This is a genomic window from Microbacterium sp. p3-SID336, assembly GCF_025143365.1.
Classification (GTDB): domain Bacteria; phylum Actinomycetota; class Actinomycetes; order Actinomycetales; family Microbacteriaceae; genus Microbacterium.
The window spans coordinates 26287-47015 of record NZ_JALXPE010000001.1 but is presented as its reverse complement, the minus strand read 5'-3'; the positions used below and the strand labels follow the sequence as shown (position 1 = coordinate 47015).

The 20729-nt window shown below is 71.6% G+C and carries 19 protein-coding genes; 2 read left to right on the top strand and 17 right to left on the bottom strand.

Annotation, left to right across the window (positions count from 1 at the left end; all coding sequences use genetic code 11):
- Positions 1-59: 59 nt before the first annotated feature.
- The 15 genes from M3C17_RS00255 to M3C17_RS00185 all read right to left on the bottom strand — a co-directional run bounded on the left by M3C17_RS00255 (position 60) and on the right by M3C17_RS00185 (position 16068).
- Positions 60-3023 (bottom strand): DEAD/DEAH box helicase, encoded by a 2964-nt coding sequence (locus M3C17_RS00255; protein ID WP_259975594.1) that lies wholly within the window; start codon positions 3021-3023, stop codon positions 60-62.
- Between the two features lie 46 nt (positions 3024-3069).
- Complete coding sequence (gene nusB / locus M3C17_RS00250) at positions 3070-3480, bottom strand: transcription antitermination factor NusB (RefSeq protein ID WP_259975593.1); 411 nt, start codon at positions 3478-3480, stop codon at positions 3070-3072.
- 3 nt (positions 3481-3483) lie between these two features.
- Positions 3484-4044, bottom strand: a complete 561-nt coding sequence (efp, locus tag M3C17_RS00245) for an elongation factor P (RefSeq protein ID WP_259975592.1) — start codon at positions 4042-4044, stop codon at positions 3484-3486.
- A 111-nt stretch (positions 4045-4155) separates the two neighbouring features.
- Complete coding sequence (aroQ, locus tag M3C17_RS00240) at positions 4156-4596, bottom strand: type II 3-dehydroquinate dehydratase (RefSeq protein WP_259975591.1); 441 nt, start codon at positions 4594-4596, stop codon at positions 4156-4158.
- Positions 4593-5117, bottom strand: a complete 525-nt coding sequence (locus M3C17_RS00235; RefSeq protein ID WP_259975590.1) for a GNAT family N-acetyltransferase — start codon at positions 5115-5117, stop codon at positions 4593-4595. Before M3C17_RS00235 ends, aroQ begins: the two co-directional genes overlap by 4 nt.
- Positions 5114-6202, bottom strand: coding sequence for a 3-dehydroquinate synthase (gene aroB, locus M3C17_RS00230; protein ID WP_259975589.1), 1089 nt, complete (start codon positions 6200-6202; stop codon positions 5114-5116). Before aroB ends, M3C17_RS00235 begins: the two co-directional genes overlap by 4 nt.
- Positions 6199-6717 (bottom strand): shikimate kinase, encoded by a 519-nt coding sequence (locus tag M3C17_RS00225; RefSeq protein ID WP_259975588.1) that lies wholly within the window; start codon positions 6715-6717, stop codon positions 6199-6201. The genes aroB and M3C17_RS00225 overlap by 4 nt, the downstream gene beginning before the upstream one ends.
- On the bottom strand, positions 6701-7930 hold the full coding sequence (gene aroC, locus M3C17_RS00220) for a chorismate synthase (protein WP_259975587.1): 1230 nt from the start codon (positions 7928-7930) through the stop codon (positions 6701-6703). Before aroC ends, M3C17_RS00225 begins: the two co-directional genes overlap by 17 nt.
- A gap of 52 nt (positions 7931-7982) precedes the next feature.
- A complete protein-coding gene (locus M3C17_RS00215) occupies positions 7983-8795 on the bottom strand; it encodes a shikimate dehydrogenase (protein WP_259975586.1) in 813 nt (270 codons plus the stop codon).
- 4 nt (positions 8796-8799) lie between these two features.
- Positions 8800-10374, bottom strand: a complete 1575-nt coding sequence (gene mltG / locus M3C17_RS00210) for an endolytic transglycosylase MltG (protein WP_259975585.1) — start codon at positions 10372-10374, stop codon at positions 8800-8802.
- A gap of 2 nt (positions 10375-10376) precedes the next feature.
- Positions 10377-10850, bottom strand: coding sequence for a Holliday junction resolvase RuvX (gene ruvX / locus M3C17_RS00205; RefSeq protein WP_259975584.1), 474 nt, complete (start codon positions 10848-10850; stop codon positions 10377-10379).
- The gene (gene alaS / locus M3C17_RS00200) at positions 10847-13507 is read right to left on the bottom strand and encodes an alanine--tRNA ligase (RefSeq protein WP_259975583.1); all 2661 of its coding nucleotides are present in this window, start codon (positions 13505-13507) and stop codon (positions 10847-10849) included. The genes ruvX and alaS overlap by 4 nt, the downstream gene beginning before the upstream one ends.
- A 55-nt stretch (positions 13508-13562) precedes the next feature.
- Positions 13563-13751, bottom strand: coding sequence for a hypothetical protein (locus M3C17_RS00195; RefSeq protein WP_259975582.1), 189 nt, complete (start codon positions 13749-13751; stop codon positions 13563-13565).
- Positions 13752-13862: 111 nt separating this feature from the next.
- A complete protein-coding gene (gene rpsD, locus M3C17_RS00190) occupies positions 13863-14492 on the bottom strand; it encodes a 30S ribosomal protein S4 (RefSeq protein WP_025103514.1) in 630 nt (209 codons plus the stop codon).
- A gap of 181 nt (positions 14493-14673) precedes the next feature.
- Positions 14674-16068, bottom strand: coding sequence for a replication-associated recombination protein A (locus M3C17_RS00185; protein ID WP_259975581.1), 1395 nt, complete (start codon positions 16066-16068; stop codon positions 14674-14676).
- A 110-nt stretch (positions 16069-16178) separates the two neighbouring features.
- On the opposite strand from M3C17_RS00185, the gene M3C17_RS00180 reads away from it, so the two are divergent.
- Positions 16179-16523 carry a hypothetical protein gene (locus M3C17_RS00180; RefSeq protein WP_259975580.1) on the top strand — a complete coding sequence of 115 codons (345 nt, stop codon included), beginning with the start codon at positions 16179-16181 and terminating at the stop codon, positions 16521-16523.
- A 127-nt stretch (positions 16524-16650) separates the two neighbouring features.
- Here the strand turns inward: M3C17_RS00180 and M3C17_RS00175 are convergent, their stop codons facing one another.
- Both M3C17_RS00175 and M3C17_RS00170 read right to left on the bottom strand, forming a co-directional pair.
- The gene (locus M3C17_RS00175; RefSeq protein WP_259975579.1) at positions 16651-17409 is read right to left on the bottom strand and encodes a winged helix-turn-helix domain-containing protein; all 759 of its coding nucleotides are present in this window, start codon (positions 17407-17409) and stop codon (positions 16651-16653) included.
- Positions 17406-19133 carry an FAD-dependent oxidoreductase gene (locus tag M3C17_RS00170; RefSeq protein WP_259975578.1) on the bottom strand — a complete coding sequence of 576 codons (1728 nt, stop codon included), beginning with the start codon at positions 19131-19133 and terminating at the stop codon, positions 17406-17408. The genes M3C17_RS00175 and M3C17_RS00170 overlap by 4 nt, the downstream gene beginning before the upstream one ends.
- Positions 19134-19336: 203 nt before the next feature.
- Between M3C17_RS00170 and M3C17_RS00165 the strand changes: the two genes are divergently transcribed.
- Complete coding sequence (locus M3C17_RS00165; protein ID WP_259975577.1) at positions 19337-20692, top strand: DUF349 domain-containing protein; 1356 nt, start codon at positions 19337-19339, stop codon at positions 20690-20692.
- The last annotated feature ends 37 nt before the right edge of the window (positions 20693-20729 follow it).

The following is a 20729-nucleotide window of genomic DNA, read 5'->3' as shown; positions in this document are numbered from 1 at the left end:
ACCGTTCGATTGTACCGAGCGCTCCCTGGACGACCGGTCGGCGGCGCCGGGAGAAACGGTCACCGCTCGAACAGCCCGCGGATGTCGTCGGCCGTGAGGGACTGTGCGAACAGCGCGTCGTCGTCGAGCACCGCCGTGAAGAGCCTCGCCTTGCGCTGCTGCAGCTCCAGCACCTTCTCCTCGATGGTGCCCGCGGCGATCATCCGGTACACGAACACCTGGCGCTCCTGCCCGATGCGATGCGTGCGGTCCACAGCCTGCGCCTCCGCGGCAGGGTTCCACCAGGGATCGAGCAGGAACACGTAGTCGGCCTGCGTGAGCGTGAGTCCGAACCCGCCCGCCTTCAGACTGATCAGGAAGACCGGCTGCTCCCCCTCCCTGAAGCCGTCGATCATCTCCTGGCGCCGTCGTGTCGAGCCGTCCAGATGCGCGTACGGGATGCCTGCCGCATCCAGACGCTCCGCCGCGAGATCGAGGAAGGACGTGAACTGGCTGAACACCAGCGCCCGATGTCCCTCCGCCTGCAGCTCCACCACGCGCTCCAGCAGCACGTCGAGCTTGCGGGAGCCGATCCGCGCATCGGCGGGGTCGATCAGTCCCGGGGCCAGACTCAGCATCCGCAGCAGCGTGAGCGAGCGGAACACGATGAACCGGTTGCGGTCGAGGTCCTCGATCAGTCCGAGCACCTTCTGCCGCTCGCGCTGCAGCACGGTCTCGTACAGGGCGCGGTGCGACGCGCTGAGCTCCACCTCCAGCACCTGCTCCTGGGTGGGCGGCAGATCGGCGGCCACGAGCTCCTTGGTGCGCCGGAGCAGCAGCGGCCTGATGCGGCGACGGAGCTCGGCGAGGCGACGCTGCCGGTACGGGGCGCCCTCCTCGTTCTCCGGCACCTTGCCCTGCTCGATCGGCTGGATGTAGCGCTCCCGGAATGCGCGGGCCGATGCGAAGAGCCCCGGGGCCGTGAGCTTCAGCAGCGCCCACAGCTCCGACAGGCTGTTCTCCAGCGGTGTGCCCGTCACCGCGAACACGGCATCGGCGCGGAACGTCGCGACCGCCCGGTGCAGCTTGGTCGCCGGGTTCTTCACGAACTGCGCCTCGTCGAGGATCAGCCCCGACCACTCGATCGCGGCGAACGCCTCCGCGTCCAGGCGCGCGACGGCGTAGGTCGTCACGACGATGTCCGCATCCGCGGCGACAGCCGCGAGCGGGAACCCGGACGTCGCGGGTCTGGCGACGACGCGCAGCCCCGGCGTGAAACGGGCCGCCTCCGCGCGCCACGTCGGCAGCACCGAAGTGGGGACGACCACCAGGAACGGTCTCCGCTCCCCCGCCTCGCGCGCATGCACGACGAGCGCCAGCAGCTGCAGCGTCTTCCCGAGACCCATGTCGTCGGCTAGGATGCCGCCCAGCCGGTGATCCCACAGGAACGCCAGCCAGTCCAAGCCGTCCTTCTGGTAGGGCCGGAGCTCCGCGTGCACTCCGCGGGGCACCGCGACCTCCGGCACCCGGGAGGCGCGCCGCAGACCCTCCGCGGTGGCGCGCCAGCTGACCGCGGGCAGCGCCTCATCCGCGAGATCCTCGAACTCCTCCCACAGGTCCGTCTGATGGCGGCTGATCCGCGGGCCCGTCTCCCACTCGTCGAGGTCGGCCACCTCGTCGAGCAGCTCGCGCAGCCGGTCCAACGCCGGATGGCTCAGGGAGAGGTAGCTCCCGTCCACGAGCAGCAGCTTGCGTCGCCCGGTGCTCAGCGCCGTGAACAGCGGCTCGAACGGGATGATCCGACCGTCGATGCGCACGAGCACTCCGAGGTCGAACCAGTCCGGGTCCGTGCTCTCGACCGTGCTCACCGTGATCTCCGGGTCTCCGGTGAGCTCGCGGTACGACTTCCGCCGTCCGGCCACCGCGACCGTGACGCCCTCGCGTTCGAGTGCAGGGACGACCCTCGTCATGAACTCGGCTGCGTCCACGTCGTGGAACGCGCCCGCCGTATCCAGCGGACGCCCCGCGAGCGGGAGCCACACCGCATCGAGCTGCGCGCGGAGCGTGGCCTCGGCGTCGTGATCGCGCACCGCCTGTGCACCGGGCGCGAACGGGACGCGGCCGAAGCCGCGGTACTCCCACTCGAACGCGTACTCGACCGTGTCCCCGCGCCGGAAGGAGAGATTCAGCACCGGGCGCGGGGCGGGAAGCGGCGGCAGGGTCACGCGCCCTTGCGCGTGCATCGGGATCTGTCGAGCGAGCAGCGGATACGCGTCCTGCAGGAACGCCCTCTCCTCCGCGGCAGCGACGGGCACGCCGTCTGCGGCCCTGAGCAGCGCGCGGACAGGGTCGGCGAGCGGCACCTCTGCGAGCGTCACGTGCAGTCGGGCGCCGGTCTGCACGATCTCGTACACGCCGCTGCGTCCGATGGCGCGCACGGACGCCTCCGTCGATGCCCTGCCGTCGATCGTGACGGCGGGCCGGACGAGGAGCGACCCGTCTTCCCGGCGCATGATCGTGGCCTCGACCGCCGCGCGGTCGGCGAGGGTCACCGTGGTCGACTTCTGCGCCGCCACGACGGGAATGCCGAGGTCGGTCGCCGCGCGCAGGTGCCCCCAGAGCAGGCCGGACTCGATGAGGTCGGCGACGAGCCAGTCCCCCGCGGTCCCCGAGAGCAGCGTGTCCCGTGCGATGCTCAGCAGGTCGGCGAACCACCGCGAGCGGTCGCGGCCGTACTGTTCGGGCGAACGGCGCACAGCGTCCCAGGTGGCGGCCCCCAGCACCCAGGCGCCCGTCGCCGCGCTGCGCTCCAGCGGACGGATCCCGAGCTGGACCTCGCCCGTGCCTCTCGCGATGTCGCGCGGTGTCGCAGTGCGCTGAGGTCGCGATGCCCACGGGTTCGCGCTCCGCGAGTCGCGGATGCGCAGCTCGACCCCCAGCGCCAGCGGTGTGCGCGCACCCTCGGGCGCGGGCACGCCGAGGAGCGAACGCCACCCGGACGGTGGTCGCGCAGCGGAGTCGGCGGGCTCGGACGGAAGGGCCATGGAGCGATCCTCTCCGCTACCGCCGACACGGCGGGTTCCGGCTGCCTCAGGCGGCGCGCGCCACCCTGGCGAGCACGCCGTGCACGAAGGCACCGGAGTCGTCGGTCGAGAACTCCTTCGCGAGCTCGACGGCTTCGTCGATGGCCACGGCCGTCGGCACCTCGTCGTTGTAGAGGATCTCCCACACGCCGATGCGCAGCAGCGCACGGTCGACCGCGGGCATGCGCTCGAGCTTCCAGTCCCTGCTGTGCGTGGTGATCTGCTCGTCGATCTCGTCGTGCTGGTCGATGATGCCGTCCACGATCTCCCTGGCGTACAGCCAGGAAGCCTCGCGCGCGGGCTCGCTGGCGGCGCGCTTGGCCTCGGCGGCCAGGGCGACCGCCACGTCATCGCCGCGGACGTCGGCGGAGAACAGGATGTCGAGAGCGCGCTTGCGCGCCTTCGTGCGGGCGCTCACGCCTTACTTCTCGCGACCGAGGTACTCACCCGTGCGGGTGTCGACCTTGATCTTCGTGCCGGCCTCGAGGAAGAGCGGGACCTGCAGTTCGTAGCCCGTCTCGACCGTCGCGGGCTTCGTGCCGGCCGACGAGCGGTCGCCCTGCAGACCCGGCTCGGTGTACGTGACCTCCAGGATCACGGACGCGGGCAGATCGATGTAGAGGGGGTTGCCGTTGTTGAGCGCGATCGTGACCTGCTGGTTCTCGAGCAGGAAGTTCTTCGCGTCGCCGACCGTGGCCGCTCCCAGCGTGATCTGGTCGAAGTCCGTCTGGTCCATGAACACGAAGCCGTCACCGTCGGTGTACAGGTAGGTGTAGTCGCGACGGTCGACGTTCTCGATCTCGATCTTCGCGCCGGCGTTGTACGTGCGGTCGACGGTCTTGCCCGACACGACGTTCTTCAGCTTGGTGCGCACGAATGCGCCGCCCTTGCCCGGCTTCACGTGCTGGAACTCGATGACGCTCCAGAGCTGCCCGTCGATACTGAGGACGACGCCGTTCTTGATGTCTGCGGTGGATGCCATGCGCTGGGAGTTCCGTTCGTGAGTCCGTGGGGGCCGGAGTCGGCCGACAGTCGATTCTACGGGATGCGCGGCCGGACGCACCGCGCACCGGCTGAGCCGCAGGCGGCGGCGTCAGAGCAGGGCGGTGAGGGCGCGCAGGGCCTCCGCATAGCCGGCCACGCCGTGACCGGCGATCCTGACCGCCGCCACGTCCTCCAGGAACGAGTGCTGACGGAAGGCCTCGCGCGCAGAGATGTCCGAGATGTGCACCTCGGCGAAGGGCAGAGCCACCCCGGTCAGGGCGTCCCGCAGCGACACCGAGGTGTGCGTGAGCCCTCCCGGGTTGATCACGATGCCCGCGCAGTCCTCCCGTGCCGCGTGGATCGCGTCGATCAGCACCCCCTCGTGATTGCTCTGCAGCGCCCGGAGCTCGAAGCCGGCCTGCGCCGCCGCCTCGCGCGTCGACTGCTCGACGTCGGCGAGCGTGGCGGTGCCGTACACAGCGGGCTCCCGCGTGCCGAGGAGGTTCAGGTTGGGGCCGTTGAGGAGCAGCAGCCGACGCGTAGGGGTCATGACGGCACGCTACCGGCTGCGTCCAGGCGGCGACGCATCACCCATTCGCGACCGAAGCCCGACGTCTCGATCTCGCCGGTGCGCTCGAAGCCGCAGCGCGCGTACACGGCCTGCGCCCTGGCATTGTCGACGTGCACCTCGAGGAACAAGGCGGAGAAGCCGCGGGTGCGCGACCACTGCGCCGCCGCCTCGAGCAGGGCGTCGATCACCCCGCCCCCGCGCTGCTCCGGCACCACGTACACGCCGACGACGAGTCCCGCCGCCGCCTCCTCGCGGTGCGGGAGCACGGTGGCCGTGCCGACCCATGCGCCCTCGTCCGTGATCGCGACGAACTGCGCAGCGGCGGCATCTCCGGCCGCATTGGCCGCGCGGTCCTGCCAGAAGCGGTCCGGCTGCGTGCGGGCGTGCTCCACGGTGTCCAGGAACGCGATGGGAGCAACGGGGTCGGCGAGGGCCCGCAGCCGCAGCGCCTTCACCTCGGCCCAGTCCTGCGGCTCGATCCGGCGGACGGCGACCGTCACGCGCCGACCTCCTGGTAGGCGGCGAACAGCAGCGACTCGTCCGGCGCCTGGAGGACCGTCGGCTTCGCGATGTCGTCGAGCAGGATGAACCGGAGCATGCCGCCGCGGCTCTTCTTGTCGCGCTGCATCGTGGCCAGCAGCTGCGGCCAGGCGCCGGCGCGGTACGTCGTCGGCAGCCCGAGGGATTCCAGGATCGTGCGGTGCCTTTCGGCTGCCGCGTCGGACAGCCGGCCCGCCAACCGCGAGAGCTCCGCGGCGTAGAGCATGCCGACCGAGATCGCCGCGCCGTGCCGCCAGCGGTACCGCTCGGCATGCTCGATCGCGTGGCCCAGCGTATGGCCGTAGTTGAGGATCTCGCGGAGCCCGGACTCACGGAAGTCGTCCGAGACCACCCGCGCCTTCATGTCGATCGCGAGCTCGACGGCGCGGCGGAACTCGTCGGTCGACGTGTCGACGGCCCTCGCCGGATCGGCCTCCACGATGTCGAGGATCTCGGGCGCCCAGATGAAGCCGGCCTTCACGACCTCGGCATACCCGGCGGTCGCCTCGTTCGCGCTGAGGCTGCTCAGCTCGTCGAGGTCGCCGATCACCGCGCGGGGGGCCCAGAACGCGCCGACGAGATTCTTGCCCTCGGCGGTGTTCACGCCCGTCTTGCCGCCGACCGCGGCATCGACGAGGCCGAGCACGGTCGTCGGCACCTGCACCACCTGCACCCCGCGGAGCCACGTGGCCGCGACGAAGCCGGCCAGGTCCGTCACCGCTCCCCCGCCGTAGCCGACGACGGCATCGCTGCGTGTGAAGTCCGCCTGTCCCATGACCTGCCAGCAGAAGGCGGCGACCTCGATGCGCTTGCCCTGCTCGGCGTCCGGGATCTCGGCCAGCAGCACCTCGCGCGGGCCGTCCGCGGTGTCGGCGAGCAGACGGTCGCGGAGCTCAGCCGCGCGGCTCGCCAGGGTCGGCGGGTGCACGACGAGCACCTTCCGCACGCCCGGCGCGAGAGCCGCCGAGACCCGGTCCAGGATCCCGCGTCCGATCGTGATGTCGTACGCGTCGGTCCCCGTGACGCTGATGGTCGTCGTGCTCATGCCTGCTCTCTCCTCCATGCCACGATCTCGTCGGCGATGCGCTGCATCGGTCGGCGCGAGGTGTCGAACGTGATCGACGCGACCTCCTCGTACCAGCCGCGCCTCTCCGCGTAGATCCTCTTCCACTTCTCCACCGGATCGTCCCCGGCCAGCAGCGGCCGGTTCCCTCCGCGGAGCCGGTCGCCCACCGCGTCCTCGCTGACGGTGAGGAACACCACGGGCTGCGTGTGCAGCAGCCGGCGCGTCTTCTCGTCCGTGACGGCGCCACCGCCCAGGGAGATGACACCGCCGTCCTCCAGCGCCTTCACCACGGCGTCGCGCTCGAGCTCGCGGAACGAGTCCTCGCCGCGCGTCGCGAAGATCTCCGGGATCGGGCCGTGCTCGGCGACGATCCGCTTGTCCGTGTCGATGAACGGGACACCCAGCCGCCGGGCCGCGCGCCGACCGACGCTGGTCTTGCCGGCGGCCATCGGGCCCACCAGCACCAGCGTCAGGTGCTCAGCCTCGCTCGTCATGCGCGATGAGCGCGGCTTCGGACGCGGGCGCGGACCGCAGCTCGGAGGGGATGCCCTCCAGGTACCCTGCGAGGTTGCGCCGGGTCTCGCGGATGCTGTCGCCGCCGAACTTCTCCAGCACGGCCCGGGCGAGCTCGATGGCGACCATCGCCTCGGCGACGACGCCGGCGGCGGGCACGGCGCACACGTCGGAGCGCTGGTGGTGCGCGGTCGCATCGGTACCGGTGGCGATGTCGATGGTGCGCAGCGCGTGCGGCACCGTCGCGATGGGCTTCATCCCCGCACGGACGCGCAGCACCGTGCCCGTGGACATGCCGCCCTCGGTCCCGCCGGCACGGTCGGAGCCGCGCGTGATGCCCTGGGTGCTCGCGAACAGCTCGTCATGCGCCGCGGAACCGCGACGGCGGGTTGTCTCGAAGCCGTCGCCGACCTCCACGCCCTTGATGGCCTGGATGCTCATCAGCGCCTGCGCGAGGCGGGCGTCGAGCCGACGGTCCCAGTGCACGTGCGAACCGAGCCCCGGCGGGAGCCCGTACGCGAGCACCTCGACGATGCCCCCGAGCGTGTCGCCGTCCTTCTTCGCGTCGTCCACCTCCGCGACCATCAGCGCGGACGTCGCCGGATCGAAGCAGCGCAGTGGATCGGCGTCGAGCGTCTCCACGTCGTCCGGGGTGGGCACGGCAGCGCCGTCCGGAACCCGAACCGGACCGATCGAGAGCGTGTGACTGACCAGACGCATGTCGAGCTCCGCGAGGAACGAACGCGCGATGGCGCCGAGGGCGACGCGCGCCGCCGTCTCCCTGGCGCTCGCGCGCTCGAGGATGGGCCGGGCCTCGTCGAAGTCGTACTTCTGCATGCCCACCAAGTCCGCGTGACCCGGCCGGGGACGCGTCAGCGGTGCGCCGCGCCCTCGTGAGCGGTCGGTGAGCTCCACCGGCTCCGGGTTCATGACCTCGATCCACTTCGGCCATTCGGTGTTGCCGATGCGCAGCGCGATGGGACTGCCGAGCGTCTTCCCGTGGCGCACGCCGCCCGAGATCGTGAGTTCATCCTGCTCGAACTTCATACGGGACCCGCGACCGTAGCCCAGCTTGCGGCGGGCGAGATCGGCCTGGATGGCCTCAGAGGAGACAGGGACGCCGGAGGGCAGACCCTCCATGACGGCGATGAGTTCTGGGCCGTGCGATTCGCCGGCCGTGAGCACGCGGAGCATTGCTCCAGTCTCCCATGCGTTTCCGCGGCGGCGCGCCGCGTTTCATGCGCGGTCAGAGGGCGGCGCGCATGGCGGAGATCACGGCGCGCTCCTGCGGCAGGGGCGCCGCCGGGTCCCCCTGCGTGAAGATCCTGATCTGACGCACGGCCTGGTGCAGCAGCATCCCGAGCCCGGACACGACCGTGGCCTCGCCCCACGCCCTCGCCAGCGCGGACGGCCACGGCGCGTAGGCGGCGTCGAACAGCGCTCCGCCGGCGGCCGCCAGCGGTTCGGCGACCTCGCGGGGCAGCACAGTGCCGGAGGGCAGCGTCGCGATCGTCAGATCCACCGGCGTGGTCGGCGCATCGAACGGCAGCGCGATGACGTCGACACCCAGTCGCTGCGCCAGCTCCGTGAGGGCCCGCGCGGGATCAGGGCGCCGTGCCCGGACCTCGACCCTCGTCGCTCCCAGGTCTGCGAGGGCGACGAGTGCGGAGGCCGCGGTGGCACCGGCGCCGAGGATCCGCGCGGAGCTCGCCGCGGTAATGCCCGCCTCGGCCAGCGCGTCCACGATGCCGCCGACGTCGGTGTTGAAGCCGGCCGGCTCGTCGCCGAGCACGAGGGTGTTCACTGCGCCGGTGAGCTGCGCGGGTGAGTCGTGGTGCACGGCGAGACGGAAACCCTCCTCCTTCAGCGGCATCGTGAGGGACAGGCCCCGCCAGGTCGAGTCGAGCGACTGCACGGTCGCGGCGAAGTCCGCCGCCGTCACCTGCCGGCGCTCGTACTGCCAGTCGAGCCCGAGCTCTCGGTACGCGGCTGCGTGCAGGGCGGGCGAGAGCGAGTGCGCGATCGGGTCACCCCACACGGCGAGGCGCGTCGAACTCACGGGTTCAGCAACCGGCGTCGGGGTTGGCCTTGCACCACTCCCGCCACTTCTCCACGCCCTGCTCGTGCTCGGCGAGGGTCTCCGAGAACTGCGTCTCGCCGGTCGAGAGGTTCACCGTGACGAAGTACAGCCAGGGGCCGTCCGCCGGATGCATCGCGGCGTCGATCGCGGCGTCGCTCGGGCTCGCGATCGGAGTGATCGGCAGCCCGGTGTGCACGTAGGTGTTCCACTCGTTCGGATCCTCGAGCGCCTCGGCAGAGCTGGAGACCACGCCCTCGTGCAGCGAGCCGTAGCCGTACTGCGCCGTCGAGTCCATCTGCAGCATCATGTCGATCGCCAGGCGGTTCTCGATGACGCGGGAGACTTTCGGGAAGTCGTCCGTGCGGCCCTCGCGCTGGATGATCGACGCGATCGTGAGCACGCGCTGCGCGTCCTCCGCGGGGACGCCCGCCGCTTCCAGCGACTCCCTCGTGCGATCGACCATCCGCTGGATGACCTGCGTCGCCGTGACGCCGGGATCGAAGGTGTACACCGCAGGGAACAGCCACCCCTCCAGGCTCTGCGCCTGCACGCCGTAGACCGATGGGTCGGCCACCGCCGCCTGGAAGTCCTCGATCGGCAGGCCCAGCGTCTCGGCCATAGCCGGCAGCGACGACGCGATCGTGGCACCCTCCGACATCGAGACGGTGTTCTCGAGCTTGTTCGCGTCGTCCTGCAGCGCCGCGAGCGCCGCCTCCGCGGTCATCTTCTCCTGGAGGCGGTACACCCCCGGATAGAACGTCACGGCGATGCCCTCGTCGATGAGGTAGTCGTAGAAGACGTCTTCGGTCCTGGTGACGCCGGCGTCGTACAGCGCGGAGGACACCGGCTGACCGGTGTCGCCGCTCTTGATGGTGACGAACACCTCGCCGGTCGCCTGGCCCGGCTCCCAGTCCTTCGGGTCACCCCAGCCCATCGCCTCGCTGATGCGGTCTCCGTAGGTGTTCCACGCCCAGACACCGCCGGCCGCGAGGCCGCCGACGATCACGAGCACGACGATGAGCGCGACGAGACACCCCTTGCGGCGCTTCTTCTTGGGCGCGCGAGGACCGTCGTGTTCGTCCTCGCCGTGCACGAACAGGTCGTCGAGTCCTCCGCCGGCGCGGGGCTGGGGATCCGGCTCCGCGGTCGAGACCGCGGGCGAGTCCGCCCGACTCGGGGATGCAGCAGCCGCGGCGGCCTCGACCCGGGGAAGCTGTCGCGTCGCGTCGTCGAGGTGCTCCCGCGGGGCGTCCGTCCCCGGCTCCCGCGGGACCGGGGTGCCGGCCGAGGATCCTGCAGGGTCGGTGTCGCCGGCACGCGACCCGGACGCATCGGCCGCGCTCACGGGCGCCGGCGCCCTGGAAGCCGGCTCTTCGCGTGACGCGGACTGCCTGGCAGCGCGCTCGGCGGCCTCGCGGGCCGCGCGGCGGGAGCCGGGCGTGGGGGTGCTGTTGTCCGCGGTCGGCACCTGCGGCGCGGGTGCGGGGAGGTTGCCGAACAGATCCCCCAGGCGGGCGTCGGTGTCGTGCTCTGGCGAAGCGCTCTCGCGTTCGGACATGATCAGGCGGGCTCCTCGTCGACGGGGACCGGGGCACCGGCCGGGTTCCCGGTGCTCTTCTCCGTGTCGATCGCCTGCTGCAGCAGCACCACGGCGGCGACCTGATCAACAATGCTACGAGAGTTCTTCTGTGAACGCCCGGAACTCCGCAATACCGCATGTGCGGAAACCGTGCTCAGGCGCTCGTCGACGAGCCGTACCGGCAGCCCGCTCTGCGCGTGCAGGGCCGCCGCGAACTCGCGGGCGTCCACGGTCGACGGCGTGTCAGCACCCTGCAGGTTCACTGGCAACCCGACCACCAGTTCCATCGGCTCGTACTCCGCCGCGATCGCGACGATGCGCCCGATCGCCGCCTCATCGCGTGGCACCGTCTCGACGGGGACGGCCAGCATGCCGTCGGGGTCGCACCGGGCGACGCCGACCCTGGCCCGCCCGACGTCGATGCCGAGCCGGATCCCGCGCCGGAAGCCGGTCACGCGCGGCCGAGCTCCTCGGACACGGTGTCGAGCGCGGCGGACAGTGCCGTCGCATCCGTGCCGCCGCCCTGCGCCAGGTCGTCCCGACCGCCGCCTCCACCGCCGAGCACCCCGGCGGCACGCTTCGCGAGCGCCCCCGCCTTCGCACCCGCCGCACGCGCCGCGTCGTTCGTGCCGACGACCACGACCGGCCGACCGTTGACGACGGCGCCGAGTGCGACCACGGCCGCCTCGGAGCCCAGGCGCTCGCGGACGCCGTTCACGAGGTCACGCACGTCATCCGCCGACGCGACGTCGCCGAGGGACTGCGCTGCCACCCGGTAGCCGCCGATCCGCACGGCCGCGTCCGCGATCGCGGGGACCTGGCCGGCGCGCTGCTGCGCCTCGAACTGGGCGATGCGCTTCTCGGCCGCCTTCAGATTGGCACTGAGATCGGCGATGCGCTCGGTGAGCTGGTCGCGAGGGGTCTTGAGCGCCGCAGTCAGCTGCGACACGATGGCGCGCTCGGCCGCCAGCTCGCGGAAGGCGTCCGCGCCCACGAGTGCCTCGATCCGTCGGTTGGATGAGCCCACCGACGACTCGCCGACCACGCTCACGAGCCCGATCTCCGCGCTGGAGGACACGTGGGTGCCGGCGCAGAGCTCGCGCGACCACGGTCCGCCGATGTCGACCATGCGCACGACATCGCCGTACTTCTCGCCGAAGAGCGCCATGGCTCCCGCTTCCTTGGCCTCATCCAGGGAGACGATGCGGGTGGTGACCTCGAGAGCGTCCTGCACCGCGCGGTTCGTGATCTCCTCGATCTCCGAGCGGGTCTCGCCGGAGAGCGCCTGCGACCAGGAGAAGTCGAACCGCATGTAGCCGGCGCGGTTCAGCGATCCGGCCTGGGTGGCGGACGGCCCGAGCGTGTCGCGGAGTGCTGCGTGCACGAGGTGGGTCGCCGAGTGCGCCTGGCGAGCCGCCCGGCGATTCGCGGCATCCACGATGGTGGTGGCGACGTCGTCGACCGCGACGCTGCCGCGCGTGACCTCGACGGTGTGACTGATCAGACCGGGGACGGGGCGCTGGACGTCCAGCACCTCCAGCTCGTAGCCGGGGCCGACGATGGTGCCCTTGTCGGCGACCTGACCGCCCGACTCGGCGTAGAGCGTGGTCTCCGCGAGCACGACCTCGGCGATCTGGCCCTCGGCGGCGCTGCGCACCGGCGCACCGTCGACGAGCAGCCCGAGCACGCGCGATTCGACCTCGAGCGTCGTGTAGCCGTCGAACCCGGTCTCGCCCAGTGCGCGGAGGTCGCGGTACACCGACACATCCGCGAGCTGCCGCTTGCGGTTGCGGGCATCCTCCTTGGCGCGCTGCCGCTGCTCCTGCATGAGCGCGTCGAAGGCCGCGCGGTCGACCGCGAGACCCGCCTCCTCGGCGACCTCCAGGGTCAGGTCGATCGGGAATCCGTAGGTGTCGTGCAGCAGGAAGGCCTCAGGGCCGCTGAGCGTCGAGCCGCCGCTCTTCTTCGTGTCCTCGAGGGCGAGATCCAGGATCGTCGACCCCTGCGTAAGGGTGCGGCGGAAGGTCTCCTCCTCGGCGAAGGCCGCGGAGGACAGCACCGACCAATCGCGCTCCAGCTCCGGGTACGAGGCCTTCATGGCGTCGCGGGAAGCGGCGAACAGCTCGGGGAAGGCGGGCTCGTCCACGCCGAGCAGACGCATCGCGCGGACGGTCCGTCGCATCAGGCGGCGCAGGATGTAGCCGCGCCCCTCGTTGGACGGGCGCACGCCGTCGGAGAGCAGCATGAGGGACGAGCGCACGTGGTCGGCGACGACGCGGAAGCGCACGTCGTCTTCGTGCACGGCCCCGTAGCGGCGGCCCGACAGCTCGATCGCACGATCCAGGACCGGGCGCACCTGGTCGGTCTCGTACATGTTCTCGACACCCTGCTTGAGGAACGCCACGCGCTCCAGGCCCATGCCGGTGTCGATGTTCTTCATCGGCAGCTCGCCGACGATGTCGAACTCGGTCTTGCTGCGGATGTTCTCGAGGAAGTCCTGCATGAACACGAGGTTCCACAGCTCCAGGAATCGCGAGTCGTCGACCGCGGGGCCGCCGTCCTTGCCGTACGCGGGTCCGCGATCGAAGAAGATCTCTGAGTCGGGGCCGCCGGGGCCGGGCTGGCCGGTGTTCCAATAATTGTCGGCACGCCCCAGGCGCTGGATGCGCTCGGGCTTCAGTCCGATGATGTCGCGCCAGATGGCCTCGGCCTCGTCGTCGGTCTCGTAGACGGTGACCCAGAGGTCCTTCTCGTCGAACCCGAGCCCGCCGTCGGACTCCGACGTGGTGAGCAGCTCCCACGCGTAGCGGATCGCGCCTTCCTTGAAGTAGTCGCCGAACGACCAGTTGCCGAGCATCTGGAAGAAGGTGCCGTGACGCGCGGTCCGCCCGACCTCCTCGATGTCGTTCGTCCGGATGCACTTCTGCAGGTCGGCGATGCGCGGGTGCGGGGCCGGGACCACTCCGGTGAGGTACGGGATCATCGGCACCATGCCGGCCACCGTGAACAGCAGGGACGGGTCGTCGCTGACCAGAGATGCGGAGGGAACGATGAGGTGGTCGTTCTTCTCGAAGTAGGAGAGATAGCGCTGCGCGATGTCCGCAGATTTCATGGGGTACCGATCGTCCTTGCGTGTGGTGGCGCGCCGAGGGCGCGACGGCGGTGGTTCAGTTGTCGCCCGGCTCGGTCAGCCGCGCCTCCTGCGCGCGATACGCGTCGCCGAGGGCCGCCGTGAAGCCGTTGATGCGCGCATCGACGTCGGCGAGGATGTCGTGGCCGCGGGGGTCCTTGTTCATGAAGTGAGCCGCGACGAAGCCGCCGATCACGCCGATCAGGAACCACAGCACGTTCTTCATGTCGTCATCCTTGCCCTAGAGCCGCGAAGGCGCGGTGTCTCCATCGTATGCGGAAACGACAGGAGGCGTCGGGAACCCCCGACGCCTCCTGCGTATTGCTCGATCGCTGGATCAGCGAGCCGCGTAGTACTCGACGACGAGCTGCACTTCACAGGTCACGGGGACCTCAGCGCGCTTCGGACGACGGACCAGGCGGGCCTGGAGCTTGTCGAGCTCGACCTCGAGGTAGCCCGGAACCGCGGGCAGGACCTCGGCGTGACCGCCGGCGGCCGCGACCTGGAAGGGCTCGAGGCCCTCGCTCTTGGGCTTGACGTGGATGAGCTGGCCCGGCTTCACGCGGAACGACGGGCGGTCGACGAGCTGGCCGTCGACGAGGATGTGACGGTGCACGACGAGCTGGCGGGCCTGGGCCGTGGTGCGGGCGAAGCCCGAACGCAGCACGAGCGCGTCGAGACGCATCTCGAGGAGCTCGACCAGGTTCTCACCGGTCAGGCCGTCCTGACGACGCGCCTCGTTGAACGCGATGCGCAGCTGCTTCTCACGGATGCCGTACTGCTCGCGCAGACGCTGCTTCTCACGCAGACGGACGGCGTAGTCGCTGTCGGCCTTGCGCTTCGTGCGGCCGTGCTCGCCCGGAGCGTAGGGACGCTTCTCGAGGTAGCGGGCGGCCTTGGGGGTGAGTGCCACGCCGAGGGCGCGGCTGAGACGCACCTTGCGGCGGTCCTGGGACTTCGTGACCACGAAGTTATCCTTCCGATGACGTGGACGTGGATTTCACGTCCGACGGACGTATCACCCGCGTTCTTCCTCGGAGCGCACGCCGGGGCGCCGTCGAGGTGTGGTGTGAACGAGGAGATGCCCGAAAACTCGGTTTCGAGCCGCTCAAGTCTAACAGACCGCGCCCCGCCCCCGATCGCGACGGTCAGCGGTCGCCGAGAATCCGGCGGATGCGCTCCAGACGGGCGCCGATGTCGCGCTCCGCGCCGAGGTTCTTCGGCTCGTAGTAGCGGCGACCGTCGAGCTCATCCGGCAGGTACTGCTGTGGCACGATCCCGAACTCGCTGTCGTGCGAGTAGCGATAGCCGCGGCCATGGCCCAGCCGCTTCGCGCCCGGGTAGTGCGCATCGCGCAGGTGCAGGGGAACGCGGCCGAACCCGCCCGCCCTGATGTCGGCGATCGCGGCGTCGATGCCGACGTACGCGGCGTTCGACTTGGCCGTCGTGGCGAGGTAGATCGTGGCCTCGGCGAGCGGAATCCGCCCTTCGGGCATGCCGATGAACGCGACCGCGTCCGCCGCGGCGACGGCGATGCCGAGCGCCTGCGGGTCGGCGAGACCCACATCCTCCGACGCCGAGATCACGAGTCGACGGGCGATGAAGCGCGGGTCCTCCCCTGCCTCGATCATGCGGGCGAGATAGTGGAGCGCGGCGTCGGGGTCGGACCCTCTGATGGACTTGATGAAGGCGCTGATCACGTCGTAGTGCTCGTCGCCCTGACGGTCGTAGCGGAGGAGCGCCTTGTCGACGGCCTGCGCCACGTCGTCGGCGGTGACCGCGGGAACACCCTGCGCCGCGTCCTCGCCCTCGGCGCTACCGGCCTCGTCGGCCCCGTCGGCGTCTTCCCCGTGATCCGCGGCAGCGTGCGAGAGCGCCACCGCGGCAGCGGCCTCCAGTCCGGTGAGGGCTCGCCGAGCGTCGCCGGAGGCCAGGCGGATCAGCGCGGACCGCGCCTCGTCGCCGAGCGCCACCGCACCGGCGAGGCCTCGGGCATCGGACACGGCCCTGTCGACGAGCAGCCCGATGTCCTCATCGGTGAGCGGCTGCAGCGTGAGCAGCAGGGAGCGCGAGAGCAGCGGCGAGATGACGGAGAACGAGGGGTTCTCGGTGGTCGCCGCGATCAGGATGACCCAGCCGTTCTCGACGCCGGGCAGGAGGGCGTCCTGCTGGGCCTTGGTGAAGCGGTGGATCTCGTCGAGGAAGAGGATCGTCGTCTGGCCGTACAGGTCGCGCTGCGTGATCGCCTCCTGCATCACCTCGCGTACGTCCTTGACCCCGGCGGTGATGGCCGAGAGCTCGACGAACCGGCGCCCCGAGGAGCGGGCGATCGCCTGTGCCAGCGTGGTCTTCCCCGTTCCCGGCGGGCCCCACAGGATGATCGACACGGCCCCGGGAGAGCTCGCCTGCGGATCGGCGAGAGCGACGATGGGCGATCCCGCGCGCAGCAGATGCCGCTGTCCCGCGACCTCGTCGAGCGACACCGGACGCATGCGCACGGCGAGAGGCGTCTGCCCGGAGAGCAGCGCGGCAGGGGAGGTCATCCCTCCAGGCTAACGGCGGCCGACGACACTCGGCGAGGCGGACGGACGCACGGGCGACGGTAGGCTCTCAGGCGACGTCGTGCAGAGGCGTCGGGACGGAGAAGCAGGGCATGGCCGCACGCGGTTCCAAGAAGGCGCAGGCGCGTACCGAGGCGGAGCGCGCACGACTGCACACCGCACGCACCCGGTGGCACGAGGACCAGATCCGCCGACGCACCCGCGACAACACCATCGCGGTGATCGTCGGCGGCCTCATCGTGGTCGCCGCCATCGGCAGCCAGGTCGTGCACGCGCAGGTGACCGCGCCGGAACCCTCGCCGTCTCCCACCGTCCAGCCCACCGACGCCCCGACGGACACCCCCACCGACGCGCCGACCGACACGCCGACCGGGGGCCCGACCGAGACGCCCTCCGAGAGTCCCGCACCCTCTCCCACCGCCTCGACCGCGGGCTGACACCAGCCCTGCCGCGACACCCGCGGCCCCGAACTGGCCGACTCGAGCTCCCTGCCCGCTGAACCCGCCCGCCGGACCGCGGCCCGAGTTCCCCCGCCCGCCGGGCCCCGGCCCGCGCCCCGACCGCTCAGCGTTCCGTCACGGCAAGCCGATAGCCGCGCTTGACCACGGTCTGCACGAGGTCGGCCTCGCCCAGCGCCTCCCGCAGCCGCGCCACCGACACCTCGACGGCCCTCGCGCTGCGGCGACCGCCGGGAAGGGTGCGGCCGATCTCGGTGCGACTGAGCACCCGGCCCTCCGCACGCATCAGCACCTCCAGCAGCCCCACCGCCCCCGGTGGGAGCGGGAGGAATCGCCCATCGACCAGGACTCCCCCGCTGCGCAGGCCGACCCGGCCCGCCTCCGTGTCCAGCGAGGGAGCGTCGACGGCGTAGAACGTGAGCAGTGCCTCGGCGACCGCCTCGGGAGCCGGTCCCGCTGCGAGGGTCGTGCGGAGGCCCTCCGCCGCCAGGGGCGCGACGGTCGGGGCTCCTGCAGCCACCACGGCCAGCCGGCCCGCCCTCGCACGCTCGCGGACGGCCTCGCGCGCCCCGAGCCGTTCGACCACGCGCATCCAGGAGCGCGCGGCGGGCGCCGTCTCGAGATACACCGCATCGATCCGGCCCGATGCCACGCGGTGGGTCGTGCGTCGCACCGCCGCCGGTATCGGGTGGTCCTCGCGGACGGCAGCGCTCACCACGAGCTCGGCGCCGACAGACCGCAGCAGCCGATCGAGGCGGTCCGCCTCCGCATCGCCCGCGGGAGCCTCGGCGGCCGTGCGCGGGTGCTGAGCGACGGCGATGCGGCAGCCCGTCAGCGCAGGGACGGCGCGGATGGACAGCGTCATGCCGGGCTCACGGCCCGAGAGGCGGATGGGCGGCGAGCGTGGACGCTGCCCCGGCGCTCCTCATGCTCCGACGCGCTCACGTCGTCGAGCTGCCGCGGCAGGAGACCGGACGAACCCAGGCGCTGCAACAGCAGCGGAACCTGCGCCGGGGTGGCGCCACGGAGCACGATCCCGTGCGCCTCGCCCCCGATCCGGACGCGGAGGTCGAACTCCTCGGCGATGCCGGCGAGGGCGCCCAGCTGCTGGGGAGTGAGCTCGCCCGGCACAGGGACCATCACCGGGGACCCGTCGTCCGCGTCGTGGTCGGCGACGGTGACGGCGGCGACCGTCGTGATCGCCTCGACCGCGAGAGCGCGCACGCAGGGCGGGCACGCGCGAACCCCCGCTGCGACGGCGAGGTCGGCGGACCCGCTCGCCCCGCGGCCACCGAACGCGCGCACGGAGGTGCGCGCGGCCTGTTCCCGCCCGCAGGAACAGGGCTCTGATGCCCCGTCGGCGAGCAGGGCGATCAGCGCACCCGCTCTGGCGTGGGGGCCCGCCGCGCTCTGCAGCGCCGCGACCAGTGCGCGCTCACCGAGCACGGTCGCGCCGTGGAGCCGGCGACCGTCGGTCGAGAGCAGCAGTTCACCGTGGACGAGTCGGGTCGAGCGGGCCAGAGGAACCACGACGAGCTCGGGGTCGGTCAGCACCGGTCCGGGCAGATGCAGCACCTCCGCCTCTCCCAGCACCGCGTGCACGGAGGGCGCATCGTCCATCGGAGCGGGGACTCCGCACAGGGCGGCCGCGGCACGCCGCGCTGACGACCGCACGGCCGCGAGCCCCCGCGAACGACGGGGGCCGCACACCGCGACCTCGCCGACGGCGACGATGTTCGGGTCGGAGGTCACGCCGCTGGTGTCGACGATCACACCCCCGGACGGATGCACGGCGAGCCCGGCGTTGCGGGCGAGCTCGTCCCGAGGCCGCGCCTCCCCCGCGAACACGACCGCGTCCGTGCGGAGGAACCCGCCGTCCCGGAACTCGACGGCTGCCACGGAACCCGATTCGTCCACATCGATCATGGACAGCGGCCCCCCTGCCCGTACCCGCACCCCGAGCGCCTCGACGTGCTGCCGCAGCGCCTGCTCGGCGTCCCGCGACATGGTCTCGGCGAGGAGGCGGTCCTCCGTCAGCGCGAGGGTCACCGCGACACCGGACGCTCGCAGCGCCAGCGATGCGGACAACCCCGCCGTGCCCCCGCCGACGACCGTGGCGTGCAGGGCTCCTCCTCGTTCGTGCACGCGCGCCCGGAGGAGAGCCTGCAGATCCGCCGCGTCGTCCCGGGTCCACAGCGCGAGGCAGCCTCGCGCAGACCACGCCCCATCCGCGCGGACGACGGGCGCGGCGCCGGTGGCCAGGACGAGCACGTCGTAGCCGTAGTGGCGCCCCGACCGCGTCCGCACCCGCCGCAGCGCTCGGTCGATCTTCTGCACGCGCTCGCCGGTGACCAGTCGCACGCGCTCGTCCGCGAGGACTCCGCGCACCGTCGACCGCGCGGTCGGGGGTGAATCGCGCAGAAGCTCAGCGACGACCGCGCGATCGGGGACAGCCTGCTCCTCCTCGCCGATGACGGTCAGGCGGAGGGCGCGGTCGGGGTGCCGCAGCAACTCAGCCGCGAAGGCGTATGCGGCCGGCCCGGCGCCGACGACCAGGACCTCCGTGCGTGGGGATGCGCTGCCGTCCATGAACCTCCTGTCGCCCTGCGGACCGTCGTGCTGGGGACGATACGAGCCGCGTGTTACTCGGAGATGACGGCTCGTGTTTCCTGCGTCGAACGTTCTGCTCACGAATGGGTAACGTCTCGTCACCTCACCGCAGGCGGCAGGGCGTACTAGGCTGAGCCTGTCCTTTCCGCCTCCCGCGGCGTGACCGCGCAAGGAGAATCACCGTGTCTGCCAACGAGCCCTCGAAGCCGACCCCGCCCGTTCCCACGCCGCCTGCCGTGCCGATGCCCAGGAAGGCCCCGACGCCCGCCGCGGTGGCCCCCGCCGCGCCGGTGACGCCGCCTCCCATCTCGTCGGCCGCCGAATGGGGCCGCGTGTCCGAGGACGGTACCGTCGAGGTCCGCGAGGGCGACGACTGGCGCGTCGTCGGTCAGTACCCCGACGGCACGCCGGACGAGGCGCTGGCCTACTTCACCCGCAAGTTCGACGACATCGCCTTCAAGGTGCACGCGCTCGAGCAGCGCCATCAGGCGGGCGGTGCGTCCGCGAGCGACCTCGCCAAGCAGGCGGCGCACCTGATCGACGAGGCGACCGATGCTGCCGCCGTCGGCGACCTCGCCGGACTCCGCGACCGTCTGACCGCCCTGACCGCCTCGCTCTCCGAGGCCACCGAGCAGGAGGCACAGCAGGCGAAGGAGCTGGTCGATCAGGCGATCGCCGAGCGGACGGCGCTGGTGGAGCGAGCCGAGGCCATCGCCGCGCGCGACCTCAGCAAGGTGCAGTGGAAGCAGGTCACCGCCGAGCTCAACGAGCTCTTCGAGGCGTGGCAGGCGCAGCAGCAGAACGGCCCCCGTCTCTCGAAGGGCGTCTCCCAGCAGCTCTGGAAGCGGTTCCGGGATGCCCGCGCCGTGGTCGACAAGCACCGCCGGGCGTTCTACTCGGAGCTGGACGAGTCCCACAAGGCGGCTCGCGACGCGAAGTCCCGACTGGTGGAGCGCGCCGAGGCTCTGGCGCCTCGCGGTGTGGACGGCATCCCCGCCTACCGCACGCTGCTCGACGAATGGAAGACCGCGGGGCGAGCCGGTCGCAAGGCCGATGACGCACTGTGGGCGCGCTTCAAGGCCGCCGGCGATGCGCTGTACGCGGCGAGGGCCGAGCAGGCCGCAGCCGAGGAAGCCGATTCGGCGCCCCGGATCGAGGCACGCCAGGCGCTGCTCGAGCAGGCGAAGGCCGTCGCGGACGAGTCGAACATCAAGCGCGCCCGGGCTCTGCTCACCCGCATCCAGCGCGAGTGGGACGAGGTCGGACGCATCTTCCCGCGCGACAAGGAGCGCGCTCTCGACGACAAGCTCCGTGTCATCGAACAGGCCCTCAAGGCTCGGGAGGACGTCGACTGGAAGAAGAACAACCCGGAGACGAAGGCCCGCGCCAACGACATGAGCTCCCAGCTGCACGAGGCGATCGAGAAGCTCGAAGCCGAGCTGGCGGCAGCCGAGAAGTCGGGCGACACGAAGGCGGCGAAGGAGGCGGCGGACGCCCTCGAGGCTCGCCGTGCCTGGCTCAACGCCCTCGGCGGCTGAGCGGTTCTCCACAGGTCACGACGACCACCGCGTGAGC

Coding starts and splice junctions, on each gene's coding strand:
- M3C17_RS00255 (WP_259975594.1), bottom strand. CDS start 3,023: ATGGCCCTTCCGTCCGAGCCCGCCGACTCCGCTGCGCGACCACCGTCC.
- efp (WP_259975592.1), bottom strand. CDS start 4,044: ATGGCATCCACCGCAGACATCAAGAACGGCGTCGTCCTCAGTATCGAC.
- aroQ (WP_259975591.1), bottom strand. CDS start 4,596: ATGACCCCTACGCGTCGGCTGCTGCTCCTCAACGGCCCCAACCTGAAC.
- aroB (WP_259975589.1), bottom strand. CDS start 6,202: ATGAGCACGACGACCATCAGCGTCACGGGGACCGACGCGTACGACATC.
- M3C17_RS00225 (WP_259975588.1), bottom strand. CDS start 6,717: ATGACGAGCGAGGCTGAGCACCTGACGCTGGTGCTGGTGGGCCCGATG.
- aroC (WP_259975587.1), bottom strand. CDS start 7,930: ATGCTCCGCGTGCTCACGGCCGGCGAATCGCACGGCCCAGAACTCATC.
- mltG (WP_259975585.1), bottom strand. CDS start 10,374: ATGTCCGAACGCGAGAGCGCTTCGCCAGAGCACGACACCGACGCCCGC.
- alaS (WP_259975583.1), bottom strand. CDS start 13,507: ATGAAATCTGCGGACATCGCGCAGCGCTATCTCTCCTACTTCGAGAAG.
- M3C17_RS00195 (WP_259975582.1), bottom strand. CDS start 13,751: ATGAAGAACGTGCTGTGGTTCCTGATCGGCGTGATCGGCGGCTTCGTC.
- M3C17_RS00185 (WP_259975581.1), bottom strand. CDS start 16,068: ATGACCTCCCCTGCCGCGCTGCTCTCCGGGCAGACGCCTCTCGCCGTG.
- M3C17_RS00180 (WP_259975580.1), top strand. CDS start 16,179: ATGGCCGCACGCGGTTCCAAGAAGGCGCAGGCGCGTACCGAGGCGGAG.
- M3C17_RS00175 (WP_259975579.1), bottom strand. CDS start 17,409: ATGACGCTGTCCATCCGCGCCGTCCCTGCGCTGACGGGCTGCCGCATC.
- M3C17_RS00170 (WP_259975578.1), bottom strand. CDS start 19,133: ATGGACGGCAGCGCATCCCCACGCACGGAGGTCCTGGTCGTCGGCGCC.